The following is a 17426-nucleotide window of genomic DNA, read 5'->3' on the forward strand; positions in this document are numbered from 1 at the left end:
ATCCCAAGCCCCTAAACAGCAAAAATTACCCTGAAAAGCAAGTTTTGAACGGATTTAAGCAACTCTCCCAAGGAGAAGATTACCCATTTTGTTTAAGGTCCAAGTGTTTGGAAAGCTTCTTTTTCCAATCCAATCCCCATAATAGGATTTATGGATTTGAGATATGGACAATGATAAGGATAAATATAGTAGGCCCACTATAGGCCCACTACTCTTTCTCCTTCTTCAAAACCGAAAGTGGGGAATTTCTAACAATACTTATGCTGTTTGCGACCCCCAAAGCAAAAACCAATAGGGTAATGGAAGGAAGAATAATTAAGAAAGGAACCCATGATGGTGCAAAGGCAGTTTCAAACAACATATAAGCCAACAGGGAACTTCCCAAAACAGCGAGCAATACACCCATAAAAGCCCCTAAAATCCCAAGGACGGCATACTCAATGGCAATCATTTTTAAAATTTGGGAACTTTGAGCACCTAAAGTCCTGAGCAGGGCCCCTTGTTTTACACGTTGGTGCTTGCTGCTATAGATGGCTCCCATAAGTACTGCCACCCCTACAAAAATGCTGAAGAAAGCCATAAAATTTATGACCCAACCGATTTTTCCAAGAATATCTTCCAACAGACTAAGGATTCGTTTTAAATCCAAAATGGAAACATTGGGAAATTGACGCACCAATTGCTGTTGTAGTTGTGCCGAACCTTGATCATCGGTGGTTCTTGTGGTCATTACCCCAAATTGTGGGGCGTTTTCCAGTACTCCAGATGGAAAAACGATGGAGAAGTTAGGCTGTAACCTGCTCCAATCTACTTCGCGAATGCTTTGTACCACAGTACTCATTATCCTACCTTGTACATTAAAAGATACGGAGTCCCCGATGGTGACTTTGGCCATATTGGCAAAATCACTGCTCACAGAAATAGGAACATCGGAATCTGAGTTGACACTGCTTACCCAATCGCCTTCCAAAATACGTTCAGAACCAATAAGACTGTCCCGATAGGTCACCCGAAACTCGTGGTTCAATATCCATCTTCCCACTTGTGATGTGGTATCTTTTCTAATATCCTCTACGTGTCTGTCTTTTAAGGTTTCCACCCGCATTGTCACTATTGGAATTTTATCGATCACAGGATAACCTGAAGCCTTGATCGTATTGGAAACCCCTTCTACTTGTTGGTTCTGAATGTCCATCAAAATCATATTGGCACTATTGGCGCTATCTTCAATGGCCGCCTTTTCCAAGAGCATGTCCTTGGTAAAATAAAGCGTGCTGATCAAAAATGTTCCTATGCCAATGGACAACACCAACACCAAGGTCTGGTTTTGTGGTCTAAACAAATTTTTCAGGCTTTGGCGAGCTATAAAACTCCACGAATACGGAAAGAATCTTTTCAACATGGCCATAAAGAATCGGGCTACCGCGGTCAAAATCAAAAAGACAACCAAGAGTCCACCAACAAAATACAAGGAACGAAGAAAGTCGCCGAGCAACCAAAACGAAAAAGAGAATACAAACAACACAATGCCCAAACCAACTACCGTGGTCGCCCTTTTGGATCGGGATTTGGTTTCCTGTACCACACGCAAGGCCTGTAAGGGCGAAACGTACAAGGTCTTCATCAAGGGGTAGAGTGCGAACAATACGGACATCGCCAATCCCAATGAGAGACCTAGGAATATGCTTTGAAGTGAAAACGTTATATCAACATCGACGGGCAATAAATCGCCCAATAATACGGGAAACAATTGTTGCAGTAAATACCCGATTACTGTACCCAGCAATCCGCCAACAATCCCCATACAGGCTATCTGAAGGAAGAAAATAAGGTAGCTCTGTCGTTTTGAAGCACCCAAGCATTTGAGCACGGCAATGGATTTTATCTTCATTTGAACGTAAATCCCCATGCCACTGGCGATACCTACACACCCCAAAAGCAAGGCTATAAAACCAACCAGATTGAGGAACTTTCCAAAGTTTTCGTAGCGCCTTCCCAAGCGTCGAGCTTCGGATAGATGGGTATCCAAATCGGCTTCTTCGGCATCCAGTATTGGGTCAACTTTTTCATCCAACATAGCCATATCCTCGCTTTCATCGGCCTTGAAATAATATTTGTATTCAATTCGACTACCTGTCTGTACTAGACCTGTTGATTCGATGAATTGAAAAGGAATTAGAATGGGTGGTGCAATCGCCCCAACAACCGATGTGCTTCCTGGAACTGTTTCCAATTCTCCGGCTATGGGAAGGGTAACAGATCCCAACTTTATACTGTCTCCAACCTTTAGGTTGAGCTGTAGCATGGTAGTTGCATCTACCAAAGCCCTACCGTTTCTAAAATCTTTTGCTGCGGAAACGGGGGTAGTTTCCAATTCTCCATAAAATGGAAAACCGCCTTCCACGCCCCTAACTTCCATTAGCTTGGTGCCATTATTTCCCGGAAAGGCCGCCATGGACATAAAATTGATTTCCCGTGCATCGGCCCCGCCCAAAGAATCCATAATGCCCATTACCCTATCATTGACAGGTTTGTCGCTTTCAATAAGGTAATCCGCACCCAAAAGTGCTTTGGACTGCGAGGCAATATTATCTTTTAATAAATCACTAAAGGAATGGACGCTTACGACTGCGGCCACTCCCAAGGTTATGGAGAAGACAAATAATAAAAGTTTACCGTAGCTTGCTTTGCCATCGCGCCATGCCATTTTAAGCAGCCAAGAAAATCCAGTGTTGTTCTTTTTCATAATTAGCCTACGGTTTGCTCAATTTTGCCAGACCTTAGGCGAATACTTTTATCTGTTTTTTTGGCCAGCTCCAAATCATGGGTCACAATGACAAGTGCTGTACCTTGTTCCTTGTTGAGTTCAAAAAGCAAGTCTTCTATTTTGATACCCGTATCGTCATCAAGGTTCCCTGTAGGCTCATCGGCAAAAAGAATGGCCGGTTTATTGGCAAAGGCCCGGGCCAATGCCACTCGCTGTTGCTCTCCGCCTGATAATTGTGAAGGATAGTGTCCTGTTCTATCCAACAATCCGACCTTATCCAGTAGTTCCTTACCCTGAGCTGCCGCATTTTTTACACCTCGAAGTTCCAAAGGAACGATTACGTTTTCCAAAGCGGTCAAGGTAGGCAACAATTGGAAGTCCTGAAAAACAAAACCTACATTCTGGTTTCTTAGGCGTGCTCTGCCATCTTCATCAAGCTCAAACAAATTTTGACCACAAAGCCAAATTTCGCCTTCATCCGTGGTATCCAATCCGGCACAAAGTCCCAATAAGGTGGTTTTTCCACTACCAGATGGGCCGACAATCGCAAAACTTTCGCCCTCTCCCACTTCAAAAGAAACATTGTTGAGTACATTGAGGTCGTGTTCACCACTTCGATAAGTTTTAGAGAGGTGTTGAACTTTTAATATCTTTGACATAACACGCTTTTGGTTAAAACTTTCAAAATACTAAAATAGATCATGACCAAGAAAACCCCGAGCTTCACTTTGCCGTTAATGTTTTGTTATTTTTTGACATTACTACTTCTTGGATGTGGAGAAAAGAACGCTAAAAAAGATACTGAGGAAACCTCAACAACCGAAGAAACAGCCGTAACCGAGGCCAAAGGTTCCAATAAAAAAATCCTTTTTTTTGGTGATAGCCTTACCGCTGGCTATGGATTGGAGGTCAGTGAAGCCTTTCCAGCTCTTATCCAACAAAAAATTGATTCTTTGGAGTTGGATTACACGGTGATCAATGCCGGGCTAAGCGGAGAAACCACGGCAAGCGGAAAAAACAGGTTGGAGTGGGTACTGGAAGATGATATCGACATCATTATCATAGAATTGGGTGCCAATGATGGGCTCCGAGGTGTTCCTCTAACAGAAACGGAATCGAATCTTCAAGCTATGATAGATACCGTTCAAAGCAAATTGCCCGAAGCAAAAATTATTTTGGCCGGCATGAAGATTCCGCCGAACATGGGACCGGAATACACATCAAAATTTGAAAGCATATTTCCTGAACTGGCTGCATCAGAAAATGTAAAATTAATTCCTTTTCTATTGGAAAATGTGGCCGGGATGCCCGAACTGAACCAAGGAGACGGTATTCATCCAACAATAGAAGGGCAAAAATTGGTTGCGAACAATGTCTGGGAGGTTTTAAAACCAATGCTCTAAATTTTATATACAAAACGTATATTTATACCGCACACCAAAACTAAACTAACATATCATGAAGATATTTATTCATCTTCAGGAATACTTTTTGGCTTGTTCTAAGCATTCCAATAAAAAAGTACTCCTTTTTTTCTGCGGAATTCTAGCTTCTTTACTGTCCTATTCCCAAAAAAAGAAAGTAGATACCACCAGTTTTATCCAAACCGTGGATATTGAAAACGGAAACATCGAAACTGTTTTGGCCATCAATGAACATTTTGAGGCTCCCAACTGGCACCCGGACAATTATCTAATACTTAATAGCAAAGGTAAACTGTACACCCTGGACTTGAAATCGAAAGATTTGGAGCAATTGGATACTGATTTTGCAGACCAATGCAACAATGACCATGGGATTTCGGCGGACGGTAAATGGTTGGCCATTAGCCATAACGATATGACAGACCCCTCCCCAAAATCTTATAAATCTGCTATTTACGTAGTGCCCATAGATGGGGGAACACCCAAAAAGGTTACCACAAAAGTGCCGTCGTATTGGCATGGCTGGTCACCGGATGGAAAAAGATTGGCCTATTGTGCCGAACGAAACGGAAATTATGATGTGTACACCATTAGCGTAAATGGCGGAAAGGAAAAAAGATTGACCACCGCAGAAGGCCTGGACGATGGACCTGAATATTCGCCGGACGGAAAATACATTTATTACAATTCCTATAAATCCGGACATATGCAGATTTGGCGGATGCTGGCCAATGGTAAAAAACAAGAACAGTTGACTTTTGATGAAAACTCGAATTGGTTTCCACACCCTTCCCCGGATGGAAAATGGATCGTGTACATCGCCTATACTTCCGATCAAAAGCAAGACCATTTATTTGGCAAACAAGTAAAACTAAGACTTATGAATCTTGAAACGAATGACATAAAGGATATAACTCCTGTCTTTTTTGGCGGCCAAGGTACCATAAACGTGCCTTCTTGGAGTCCTGACAGTAAAAAATTGGCCTTTGTGAGCTATTCGGTCAACTAAAACCATTAAAGATCAAGAATTGATGAAGAAAGATAATTTGAATAAAAGAAGAAAATTTTTACGTCAAATTGGAGCCACCACCTTGGCTTCGGCAGCAACCCCGTTCGCATCTTTTGCGGCGCAAGAAAAGGCTGAAGAGCGCATCTTGCGATATGAAAAAGGATTTTCCAATAACGATACTGTAAGAATCGGTGTAATCGGATACGGTGTGCAAGGGCATTTTGACCTGAACACCGCCCTACAAGTTCCCGGGGTCGAACTTGCGGGCATATGCGATCTGTACAAAGGTAGATTAACGCGAGCCCAAGAAGAGTTTGGAAAAGATCTGTTTGTTACCAGAAGCTACAAAGAGCTGCTAAACCAAGATGATATTGATGCCGTCTTGATATGCACAACGGATGTTTGGCACTCAAGGATAACCCTCGATGCTTTGGCCAAAGGAAAGCATGTGTACCTGGAGAAACCGATGATGCACAAAATTGAGGAAGGCTACCCTATGATGAAAGCTGCCGAAAAATCGGGCAAAGTAGTTCAGATAGGCAGCCAACGAGTAAGTAGCGTTGGCTACGCCAAAGCCAAGGAGCTTTTAGCCGACGGAGAGATTGGAGAGCTCAATATGGTGAAAGCCGCTTGGGACCGTCAAAGCTCCATCGGTGCTTGGCAATATACCATTCCAGATGATGCCAGCCCGGAAACCACGGATTGGGACACTTTTATCGAGGTAACCGACAAAATGGAGTTTGATGCCAAAAAATTCTTTTGGTGGAGAGCTTACAAAGAATTTGGAACAGGTGTGGCAGGAGACCTTTACATCCATTTATTGAGCGGGACCCATTTTATTACGAATTCCAAAGGCCCTGAGGATATTTACAGTACAGGGCAATTTAGTTACTGGAACGATGGTAGAAATATGCCCGATGTGATGTCCGGTGTGATGCAATACCCAAAAAGCACAGAGCACCCGGCATTTCAATTAAATCTTCAGGTAAACTTTGTTAGTGGAACGGGAGGACAAGAAATCATTCAATTGATAGGTTCTGAAGGAACCATCACCATAAACGGGAACGACATCACCGTTGGGTACAGCAAAATGCCGGAAGCCCCCGGTTTTGGAGGGTACGACTCTGTGTTTACCTTTCCAGAAGAAATGCAAAACCGAATGAAAGCCGATTATAATGCCAAATGGACCGAAGCGCAACAAAAGAAACACCCAAAAGGCGATGTAATATATAAAGCGCCTGAGGGCTATAGTGCCCATTTGGAGCATTTTACCAACTTCTTTGATGCAATTAGATCAGGAAAAAAAGTGGTGGAAGATGCTGAATTTGGTTTTAGGGCAGCGGCTCCTGCACTAGCTTGCAACACCAGTTATTTTGATAAAAAAATAATGACCTGGGATCCCATACAAATGAAATTGGTTTAAAGAAAATGTCGGACATTTTTAGTAACAACAGTTTGGTAATGGAATGAACATATTTCCATTCCAAAAACAAACCTGAAAATAAAGGGGATGATTATTCCGTCTGAAGCGCAGCACAAGCCGTGCAATCAGCAAAATGAATAATCATCCTTTTTTTAGTTCTTGGGGAGTTAACAGAAAAAACGCGCCAAATATAATGTGCAGATTAATTTTCCGTAATAACTCCGTCGCCCATTGTATTATTCTACATATCTGCCATCAAAGCCAAAAATTCTTTGTCGTGCTGTGGCTTTACCTCACAGGTATTGTCAAAAAACATAGTTGATGTGTTTTCCGGATTGTACTCCGGCCACTGTGGTAACCCATTGTGGTTCGGGTTTCCTTTCTTCGCGAAATTGATCCAAGCACTGCTCATTTTATCCGCAAGTATATGGGCTTTTTCACCTCCGCCGGTCATTTGCCTGGCTCGTTCCACATTATCGAATACAAATGGAAGTTCCATACAGTGCAACGCTTTGTATTTTCCATCAAAAACTGGGGATTGCCAAGTAAACATAAACATGTAAACGGGCGCAGCATCCTCCAATTGGGATTTTTTGTTGGCCTGGAAAACGGCTCCAGGTCTAAAAGTAGCATCAATATCCAATAAATCGGATGGTCTGGTGTCATTTGGATATGCTTTTTTAACCGCGGCCACATAATCGTCTGCCCTGTCCTTGTAGGTTTCTTTGATATGCGCCATCACTTCTTCTTCGGATGCTTGGAAAAAACGACCGTTCATAAATGGCGTAAATTCATTCTTGGTAGTGCCCAACATCAAGGGAATATCTTTGGAAAGTTCGAATGCTTCATCGGACATTAAATCGTGTGGTAGCACATTCCCATCCATACTCGGTCCCCAATTGAGACTCAACCCCACAGGAACAATGCCTTTGGCATTCATTTGCTCGGCTACTTTTTGCAAGGCTGCGGTTCCCGCTGCGCTTAATTTATCAAACGGGATGGTCTGAAGACTGTCCACTTGGTCTTCGGACAACGAAAGTTGGTTCAACACCTCGGCTGCAATGGCCCTTGTGGTCTCCTTTTTGGACAAACTTCCCCTGAACGAACCACTTTGATTTATCGCCTTGTGGAACAATCCTTTGGCCCGTGGCATGGCCATCAGGGTATTTACTTTGGCCCCTCCCCCTGACTGACCAAAAATCGTGATATTGTTTGGATCCCCGCCAAAGTTGGAAATATTGGCTTTTACCCAATCCAATGCGGAAACAATGTCCAACATACTGTTGTTTGGAGTGTGTTTGTATTTCTCATCATAGGCAGATAGATCCAGAAAACCCAATATGTTTAATCTATGATTAATGGAAACTACGACAACATCTCCCTTATTATTAAGGTTTTCTCCATCATACGATGGCAGTTCTTGGCTAGATCCTGCTGTAAATCCACCACCGTGCATCCAAAAAAGTACGGGTCTTTTTTTATTATCATCAATGCTCGGGGTCCAAATGTTGAGTCGAAGACAATCTTCGCTGGTGTAGCCCCAATCGTGATCAAAAACAAATTCAGGCTCATCCTGAACCTGTGTAGTCGGTGTCATTAAGGGAGCAACCGGGCCGTACATTGTTGAACTTCTTACCCCTTCCCAAGGTTCCACTTTTTTTGCTGGCATAAAGCGTTCTGCGGTTGCGTAGGGAATCCCTTTGTAGGTATAAATTCCATTTTGGATAAATCCGCGGACTTTCCCCGATTCGGTATCGGTCACCGCAACATCTGCTCCGGTTACAACTTCAGTTTGTGCCTGCAAAGAACTCATCCCAATTACAACTAGGGATAAAAAGAGTGTTGTTTTTAATTTCATTTTAGTTTGTTTAGTTATTGTTTTTGTATCGAGAATTTAGTTTTCCTGTAATCCAGAATCTACGCAGTAAAATACTATTTTGATTTTGGATATTTTACCCATATAACATTTAGCTCCGTAACTAGTTGTTTCTTAACTTGAACAAGGTGTTATGAAACCTTGTTCTTCGTAAAGAGCCGTCAAAAAATAAAGCCCCAAGGTAAAAACCTTAGGGGCCAAATCATAATTAAATTCATTTGTAGAGAAAATACTTAGTCTTTCCATTTTCCTTTAAAGACAAAATCCTTTTGCGGGATTCTGGTTCGTTTTGTCGTTTCATTCTCCTGTAAGTCGTCTGAGAGATCTTCAATATCGCCTCCATAATAACCCAAGGCTATTGCTGAAGATACGTGATAGCCTTTGGGGACATTAAAACTTTTCTGGGCCTTTTTCCAATCCACTCCAGCCATATGGTGCAGGGCTATGTCCATATATTGGGCCTGTACGGTCATATTTCCCAAGCATAGACCCAAGTCGTGCAAAGCGTGGAAGTTCTCTTTTCCGTCATCTGTGTTTTCTTTATAAATGGCCAACATCAACATTGGTGCATTAACAGCCCAAGATTGGTTGAATTCGCTTAGGCAATCCACCATCTTGTCGTATTCTTTGGAACCTTTTTCAGCATAAACAAATCTCCATGGTTGTCGGTTAAACGAACTAGCAGACCATCTTGCCGCTTCAAACAATTGTTTGATTTGTTCGGAATCTATCTTTTCTTCTTTAAAAATTCTTGGACTGTAACGCTGTTTGAGCAGCGCATAAATTTCGTAATCGTTGTCCGCTATGTTTCCTAATCTAATTTGGTCTTCTTCAGTCGTCAGTATCATATAAAATTTTAGTTTTCTCAAGTATACGTGTATAATCCATCATCAGTTACCTCAATTGCGTGTTATTTTAACGCTATTGATTTTTTGGTCTGGATTAGAAGACTCCTCCAACCACTTTACGCATATTCAGACTCCTCCCATTATTCTTTGCCCTACGTTCTTTTGTAAATTAGAACGATTACCCTGAATTGGTCGATTAACGAATGGACCGTCCATCTTTTGCAGAATCTATAACGCAATCTGATTATCTAGGGAGACAACTGCTGTAATTCCAAAGATTAAATAAACCAAGGTCATATTAATACACTTCAATTTATACTCATCATATTTCAGTTTTACCCTATATTGTAGCCATTTGTATGAGAGACTGGATGTCTTATTATTATTCCAGATATGGAACCTATAACGCATCTAAATCAAACCTATCCTGTTTTTCCCTTAAAGGGAAAGTAGAATGAAAAATACCTTTAACAAACCAATGAACCCCCAATTAAAACCATTTTTTGACCAATCCATGGATTGTTTGTGCATCGCAAACTACGATGGGTATTTTGTAAAAATAAATCCTGCTCTCATAAAGCTTTTGGGATACACCGAAGAGGAACTGAAATCAAAATTAATTTCCGAATTCATTCATCCCGAGGACAGGGAACGAACAGCCTCCTTTAGGGAAAGACTGAAAAACAATGTTCCACTTGTGGATTTTGAAAACAGATATGTATGTAAATCAGGGGCCATTGTATGGCTGCATTGGACATCCATACCATTGGAAAGCAAACGGTTGATCTACGCTATAGCCAAAGATATTACGCATACTAAGACACTTGAGAAAGAGCGTATTTTACATTTAAGCCAGCTTTCAAAGGTCAATGAAAAACTTAAATACCAGAATTACAGTGCTTCTCATGACCTTAGGTCTCCACTGAACAATATTATGTCCCTCGCCAACTTATTGGATTTGAGAAAAATAGATGATACGGAGACCAAGGAAATACTCAGTTTAATAAAACTTTCGACCGAAGGGTTAAAAAATACCTTGAACGCCTATATCGACTCTTACAAAGCATCCGACTTGCCGGATACAGAACTGGAGGAGGTCGATTTTAAAAAAGTCCTCGACAAAGTGCAAGGTTCCATAAGTTCTTTGATACAACGAGCTGGAGTTACATTTCGAATAGATTTTGGCGCTTTGGCCAGCGTAAATTTCAAAAATATCTACCTGGAAAGTGTTTTTTTGAATTTAATCACCAATTCCATTAAATATTCTCGGCCAAATGTTCCGCCGATCATATCGATTAGCACCTCTCAGGAAAATGGAGAAAAAAAACTGATCTATAAGGACAATGGACTTGGCTTTGATATGGAGAAGGTGGGCAGTCTTATCTTTAAATTGAACGAAAAATTCCACGGCAACGAAGATAGCAAAGGTGTTGGGCTATATTTGGTCCACGAGCAGGTTACCAGCCTTGGAGGAAGTATTTCCGTGGATAGCCAAGTCAACCAAGGAACCACTTTCGTTATCCGGTTTAAGGATTGAATCTGCCGAAAAACTTCAATTTTTACTTGAAAGTGAAACATCAACAAAAGATGACTATTCAGCTTTGTGTACCTTCCCTAAAAATATGATGTTGTGTTGCCGTAAAATAGTCCTTAAAAATTTGGTTCAACCTGTGTGCCTCTTTACTTGCATAAATACCCAATATAGGGTAGGCCTCAATAATGGCATGGGATAGCGACATTACGGACTCCGATGCTTTTCTATGCACCTTTTTTATAAAGGTTTCTGAAAACGTCGCACTTTTCCCTATTTGTCCTTGTATTTGACCCGCATAGTCCATCATCAATTTATCTGAGGATTTGATTGTGTTTTCAAGCTCGGTCAAAGATTTATGGGTTCGCAGCACCTTACGTCCTTCTTCTAAAAAATGCCATGCCATTCCGATATAATTCGCCCATAAGGTCAAATCCGCAAAAACGGAAAAAGGGACTTTAAAAATGGTATGGGGCTGATAAAGTTCATTGTAAACAAAACTGTATTTTCCGTGCACCCATTTTGAATCTATCCTGAAAGAATGTGTTGCCGTGGCTTTTAACCCCATGGTATTCCAGTCCTTGATTATCTCGACATCGTCCTTTCCCAATACAAATGAACGAACCGTGGGAGTGCCATCTGCTTGAAGTACATCCTTGCCCCCTTTCTGGATTTTTGCATTCAAGGTAAAGTGTGTCAGATATGGTGCTCCAGTGGCATATTTCCATATACCTGAAATAATGTACCCTTCCCCCTGTTTCTCAGCCGTTCCAAAAACACCGCCGCTCCCACCGAAGCATACGGGCCTTTCCGGATTATGAAAAATTTCATCGGCAACCTCTTTTTGTAAATTTCCAATAAAGAAATTGGCGCCACTGCACAGGGTTACGGTCCATCCAAGGCTTCCATCCATTTGTGCCAAGGACCTCAGCTTTACCAAACCTTCGGGCAAAGTCATTTCCAGTCCGCCATAGGTTTTCGGCACCCAAAGGTTCCATAAGTTTTGTTGGGCAATCCAATCCAAAACTTCTGCATCAAACTCCTTTTCTTCCCAATTTAACTGTTTAGGCACCCGCATAAGTTTTGTCTCTTTTTTGTGCAATTATTTTTTTCCATTTGATATATCCCGAAACAGCTACCGCAAACAAAAAAGCCGTTAATCCGGCGTAGATATAAAGTTCCTTATAAATCAAAAGCGGTACGGATATAAGATTACTAATGTTCAAATAAATCCAATTCTCTATTTTGCGCTTGGCCATCAACCACATACCTGCCCATGCAAAGGCACATACCACGGCATCCCAATAGGGCACATCGGAATCGGTATGTTGCTCCAACCAATAAGCCATCAGAACGAAGCATCCCAATACAATGCCAACAGCAATTTTATGTTCTTTTTGGCTTGAATAAGAAATGGGAGCTTCCTTTTTTTGCTTTCCACTCTTCCAATAAAACCAACCGTAAATACTCATTGCCAAATAATAGAGATTGAGCAAGATATCGGCATATAATTGGGATTGGTACAATACCCAAATACTGATTAAAATGGCAACCATGCCAAAAAGGTAATTATGAATGTTATTTTGCCTTGCCAAAAGAACTTGGAGTACACCAAAAATAGTTCCCAGCCATTGCAGTAAGGTAAGTTGTGAAAGAAATTCCATATGCATTTGAGCAATCCTTAAAATTTACAATCAATGGGATACCCAAATTGGAAAACAGTCAGGACAAGCCTGCTAAAATCCCTACGCCAGTATTACCTGGATCAGGTGTGAAGCGATAAGCTTCCGGGTATAATCTCAGCCTAAAAAATATGGGCACCCCATTACAAAGACAAAGGTATGTAATTGTAATAGGTTTTTGAAAAATCCTAATAAAGTATAAAAACCGGGGGCTCTTTTCTAGGGAAAATCAAAAAGCTCCAAGCCAAAATTGGCCGGGAGCTTCGTATGTTTATTTAAATATGAGACCGAAGGATAATTTATTTATTCGATTCTGCTTCCACAAAGGCGTTCAATCTTTTTATGCTACCATCAGGATTATGGGTAAGCTCGGTCATTTTTACGCTTCTCAGGTGTGTCTTTCCACCTGACATGGAACTATCGTGAAAAAACAACCACCATTTCCCTTGATATTTTACAATGGAATGATGATTGGTCCAGCCTAAAACAGGATCTAATATTACCCCTTTGTAAGTAAATGGTCCATATGGGCTATCCCCTATCGCATAGACTATATTATGTGTGTCGCCCGTGGAATAGGACAAATAGTATTTACCATCATATTTATGGACCCACGCAGCTTCAAAAAAACGGCGGTCGTTATCACCTGTAACTATGGGATCGCCTTTTTCGTCCAAAACCAGTACATCTTTGGGTTCTTCGGCAAAACTGACCATATCATCGCCCATCAGTGCCACCTTTGGCGCAAGTGCCGGTTCATCATCCGCCGGGTACCGATCTTCTCCGAGGTACTCACCTTGATCCCATTGTTGTAATTGTCCGCCCCAAATACCTCCAAAGTACATATAGTATTTGCCATCGGTATCTTCAAAAACCGCGGGGTCCATACTGTAACTTCCTTCAATGGGATTGTCCATGGCCTCAAATGGACCTTCTGGATTTTTGCTTATTGCCACTCCGATATGGAAGATATCTTCTTTGTCCTTGACCGGAAAGTACAAAAAGTATTCATCGCCTTTCTTGGCGGCGTCGGGCGCCCACATTTGCCTTCCTGCCCAAGGCACATCATCAATATGTAGCGCCAAACCATGGTCGGTTACCTCTCCCCCAACGCTATCCATGGAAAAAACGTGATAATCTTCCATATTAAAATGACTCCCAAGATCATCTTCCGGTATCCCAGATTCAAAGTCATGGGATGGATATACGTAGAGTTTACCATTAAAAACATGTGCAGAAGGATCAGCGGTATACATATCGGTCGTCAACAGATACACCTGTTCCGGTGTGGTTCCGATGGTATCAACTACCTCTTCTGCTACTTTCTGGCTTTCGGCGGGCCGCTCCTTTTTGGGTTTGCAACCGATTACGGAAAAAACAAGTGCAAATGATAAAAAAACTCTATTTACACCACCATTTTGGAATACTTTGAGGTAACTAACTACATTTTTCATAAAAATTTCAGCATTAAAATGTTAAAAATATAACTTCTAGAGCACAAACAATCGTTTGCTTAAAACATGATACAATAAAAATAAACTGATTTACAATAGGTTAAATATTTATTCTTTAGCAAGATCAATAATTTTTCAACAATTTGCAATTTTTTAACGCAACCGATTGCGTTAATCAATATATTATGTATATTTATCACATTCTAAATATTGAGCGCTCTTTTTTGCCATAATAGAATTAAATAACTAAACAAAATCAAAACTTAGTAACATGACTAAAAAATCATTTTTTGTTTTTACAAATAGCAAATGGTCCTCTCCGCTGCATTTGTATCTAACAAGCTTTTTGTTGTTTGTTTTTTGTACCACTGCATTTGCACAGAATACCATTACGGTATCCGGAACGGTTTCGGATGAATCTGGCACGCCTATTCCCGGGGTAAGCGTACTTGTACAAAACACAACAAACGGGACATCAACGGACTTTGACGGGAACTATACATTGGAAGCAGCATCCAATGCCACCTTGGAGTTTCGTTATCTTGGATTCGTTACTCAAACGATTGCAGTCAACGGAAGATCATCCATCAATGTTCAATTGGCAGAAGACACCCAAAAACTAGATGAGGTGGTTGTAATAGGTTACGGTACCCAAAGGAAAGAATCCGTAACGGGTTCGGTGGTTTCCATTAAAGGAGACAATTTGAACGAAGTGCAAGCAGGTAACTTTCAACAAGCGCTTCAAGGGCGAGCTGCCGGGGTCAACATTACCACAACAAGCACCAGACCCGGGGCCGCACCGCAAATACGTATTCGTGGCACGCGTTCCCTCTCAGCAGACAACAATCCTTTGGTTGTTCTGAACGGTATCCCTTTTTCCGGTGGACTCAACGACATCAATCCAAATGACATTGAAAGTCTAGATATCTTAAAGGATGCTTCTGCAACAGCCATTTATGGTTCTCGAGGAGCGAACGGTGTTATCTTGATTACCACAAAGTCCGGTACCAAAGGCCAAAAGGCAACTGTCTCCTACAATACCTATTATGCATCAAAGCAAGTATTTGCTAAATTCCCAATGATGAATGCCGCCCAATTGATTCAATTGCGCGCTGATGTAGCGGCAAACAATGGTGGTGTCCCTATTTTTAATTTGGGAGGAGACGAATTTTTGGGGAACGATACCGATTGGCAAGACCAACTATATGGTACTGGTTTGCAAACCGCACACGATTTTAGTATTAAAGGAGGTACCGAAAACGGTTCTTACAATATTGGTTTAGGTTATTTCAAAGAAACTTCGGTGTTGCCCGGGGATTCTTTTGATAGATACTCCTTACGAGTACAAATCGACCAGAATGTTGGTGATTGGCTCCGTTTTGGAGTAAACTCGGTCACCAATTTTAGTGAAACCAGCGGCATTGTGGGTCCTGCATTGGATGCTTCGCCATTATTGAGTCCTTTTGATGAAAATGGAAACTATTTGGAATCGGTTCGATTGCAAACCCAAGCCGATGATGTATGGTACCCCACAAGAAATGAGATTAGACGTATTGGAAAAGGGCGAGCCAATGAGCAGCTCGACTTTGGTACCTACAACAACATTTATGGTGAGGTGAAGATACCCGGTGTCGATGGTCTGAAATATCGTTTGAACATCGGTTTGAACTATCGTGCCTCAAGGGATGGTAATTTTACCGGACAAGGTGTATTTAACTTTAATCCAACCAATCCATCCACAGCAAGTTATGATGCATCCTTTACACGTGATTATGTAATTGAGAACCAACTGTTGTACGACAAAACCTTTGGCAAGCATCAAGTCAATTTTGTTGGATTGTTCTCTGCCCAAAAAACCCAGTTTGACAATATTGGTTATGCTGCCCAGAATATTCCCAATGAATCTTCTTTATGGTACCAGCTGGATGATGATGTGATACTTGCCGAAGACCTCACCAGATATGGTACCGGATTCTCTGAGACGGGATTACTGTCATATATGGCAAGGGTATTGTACCAATATGACAACCGTTATCTATTCACGGCAACCCTTCGTACCGACGGGTCCTCAAGATTGGCGCCCGGAAATAAGTACTTTACCTATCCCGCAATGTCCGTGGGGTGGAATGTTGCCAACGAATCCTTTATGGAAAATGTGGATTGGGTAAACCAATTAAAATTTAGAGCAGGTTATGGAGAAACCTCCAACCAGGCCATAGCCCCTTATTCAGTACAAGGTGCGTTAAGCTTGGTCAACTACAACTTTGGTGAGACCTATACCACGGGTGCATTTGTAAATCAGCTACCCGCTCCGGATTTGGGATGGGAGTTTTCCGAGACCTTTAACTACGGTTTGGATTTCGGTTTGTTCAACAATCGTCTCTCCGGTAGTGTCGAATACTACGTGACCCAGACCAAAGATATCTTGCTCGGAGTAGGACTGCCTGAATCTTCAGGTGTGGGCTTTACAACAAGAAACATTGGTGATACGGAGAACAAAGGTATTGAAGTTGCACTTAACGCAACTATTTTTGATAATCCCGATGGATTTTCTTGGGATATTGGATTTAACGCCTATAGAAACAGAAACAAAATTACCGCATTGGCCTCTGGGGTTGAAAGAGATGAAGGAAACCTTTGGTTTGTCGGATCCCCGATCAATGTGATCTTTGACTACGAAAGATTGGGGCTTTGGAATCAGGACGATCCAGGTTTTGAATATTTGGACCAGTTTGAACCAGGCGGTAATGAAGGTATGATCAGAGTAAGATATACCGGGGAATTCAATGAGGACGGCTCGCCTGTTAGAGCAGTTGATCCTGATGATAGAATTGTGCAAGATCCCCAACCCGATTTTCTGGGTGGTTTCAATACACGATTGGCCTACAAAAACTGGGATTTAAATGTGATCGGTGCTTTCCAAAGCGGGGGTATTCTCGTGAGTACACTGTATTCATCAGCCGGCTATCTTAACTTATTGACCGGTAGAAGAAATAACGTGGATGTAGACTACTGGACACCAACAAACACCGATGCCAAATACCCTGCTCCAGGTGGAATTCAAAGTGGAGACAATCAAAAATACGCAAGTACTTTGGGTTATTTTGATGGGTCTTATTTAAAGTTTCGCGCTATTACATTGGGCTACAATTTTGACCAAAAGTTAATGTCGGATGCAGGATTCAAGAGTCTTCGCCTCTATGCCACCGTGCAAAATCCCTTTGTACTGTTTTCACCATTTCACGATGAATCCGGTTTAGATCCAGAAACCAACTCTGGAACCAATCCTGACGGAACACGTCAAAACGTGGCCGTTGATACTGGTAATATCTCCGATGGTATCCCAACAGTTGGTTCAAATGCACCGACTACAAGAAATTTTATTTTAGGATTAAACATAACATTTTAAAAA

Annotated in this window: 12 protein-coding genes; 5 read left to right on the forward strand and 7 right to left on the reverse strand. The window is 41.6% G+C overall.

All coding sequences use genetic code 11. From position 1 onward, the window contains the following. Window positions 1-208: 208 nt before the first annotated feature. The gene (locus J4E06_RS10775; RefSeq protein ID WP_349523917.1) at window positions 209-2746 is read right to left on the reverse strand and encodes an ABC transporter permease; all 2538 of its coding nucleotides are present in this window, start codon (window positions 2744-2746) and stop codon (window positions 209-211) included. 2 nt (window positions 2747-2748) lie between these two features. Beyond that, window positions 2749-3426, reverse strand: a complete 678-nt coding sequence (locus J4E06_RS10780) for an ABC transporter ATP-binding protein (RefSeq protein ID WP_349523918.1) — start codon at window positions 3424-3426, stop codon at window positions 2749-2751. A gap of 42 nt (window positions 3427-3468) precedes the next feature. Between J4E06_RS10780 and J4E06_RS10785 the strand changes: the two genes are divergently transcribed. From J4E06_RS10785 to J4E06_RS10795, 3 genes are read left to right on the forward strand one after another with little or no spacing between them, the layout of a single operon-like run. Further along, window positions 3469-4170, forward strand: a complete 702-nt coding sequence (locus tag J4E06_RS10785) for an arylesterase (RefSeq protein ID WP_349523919.1) — start codon at window positions 3469-3471, stop codon at window positions 4168-4170. A gap of 55 nt (window positions 4171-4225) precedes the next feature. Then, entirely contained in the window at window positions 4226-5200 is a 975-nt protein-coding gene (locus J4E06_RS10790) for a TolB family protein (protein ID WP_349523920.1), read from the forward strand. Window positions 5201-5222: 22 nt separating this feature from the next. Then, window positions 5223-6623: a Gfo/Idh/MocA family protein gene (locus J4E06_RS10795; protein WP_349523921.1), complete on the forward strand. Its 1401-nt coding sequence runs from the start codon at window positions 5223-5225 to the stop codon at window positions 6621-6623. 241 nt (window positions 6624-6864) lie between these two features. On the opposite strand, the gene J4E06_RS10800 is transcribed toward J4E06_RS10795, so the two are convergent. Next, complete coding sequence (locus J4E06_RS10800) at window positions 6865-8481, reverse strand: carboxylesterase/lipase family protein (RefSeq protein WP_349523922.1); 1617 nt, start codon at window positions 8479-8481, stop codon at window positions 6865-6867. Between the two features lie 251 nt (window positions 8482-8732). Beyond that, window positions 8733-9347 (reverse strand): nitroreductase family protein, encoded by a 615-nt coding sequence (locus tag J4E06_RS10805; RefSeq protein WP_349523923.1) that lies wholly within the window; start codon window positions 9345-9347, stop codon window positions 8733-8735. A 454-nt stretch (window positions 9348-9801) separates the two neighbouring features. On the opposite strand from J4E06_RS10805, the gene J4E06_RS10810 reads away from it, so the two are divergent. Next, entirely contained in the window at window positions 9802-10884 is a 1083-nt protein-coding gene (locus tag J4E06_RS10810) for a sensor histidine kinase (protein ID WP_349523924.1), read from the forward strand. Between the two features lie 58 nt (window positions 10885-10942). Here J4E06_RS10810 and J4E06_RS10815 read toward each other — a convergent pair whose 3' ends face one another. The 3 genes from J4E06_RS10815 to J4E06_RS10825 all read right to left on the reverse strand — a co-directional run bounded on the left by J4E06_RS10815 (window position 10943) and on the right by J4E06_RS10825 (window position 13816). Further along, a complete protein-coding gene (locus J4E06_RS10815; RefSeq protein WP_349523925.1) occupies window positions 10943-11956 on the reverse strand; it encodes an acyl-CoA dehydrogenase family protein in 1014 nt (337 codons plus the stop codon). Beyond that, complete coding sequence (pnuC, locus tag J4E06_RS10820; RefSeq protein WP_349523926.1) at window positions 11943-12548, reverse strand: nicotinamide riboside transporter PnuC; 606 nt, start codon at window positions 12546-12548, stop codon at window positions 11943-11945. Before pnuC ends, J4E06_RS10815 begins: the two co-directional genes overlap by 14 nt. Before the next feature lie 311 nt (window positions 12549-12859). Next, window positions 12860-13816: a glycoside hydrolase family 43 protein gene (locus tag J4E06_RS10825; protein WP_349524000.1), complete on the reverse strand. Its 957-nt coding sequence runs from the start codon at window positions 13814-13816 to the stop codon at window positions 12860-12862. Between the two features lie 469 nt (window positions 13817-14285). On the opposite strand from J4E06_RS10825, the gene J4E06_RS10830 reads away from it, so the two are divergent. After that, window positions 14286-17423: a SusC/RagA family TonB-linked outer membrane protein gene (locus J4E06_RS10830; RefSeq protein WP_349523927.1), complete on the forward strand. Its 3138-nt coding sequence runs from the start codon at window positions 14286-14288 to the stop codon at window positions 17421-17423. The last annotated feature ends 3 nt before the right edge of the window (window positions 17424-17426 follow it).

Source organism: Allomuricauda sp. NFXS6 (assembly GCF_040148835.1).
Classification (GTDB): Bacteria; Bacteroidota; Bacteroidia; order Flavobacteriales; family Flavobacteriaceae; genus Flagellimonas.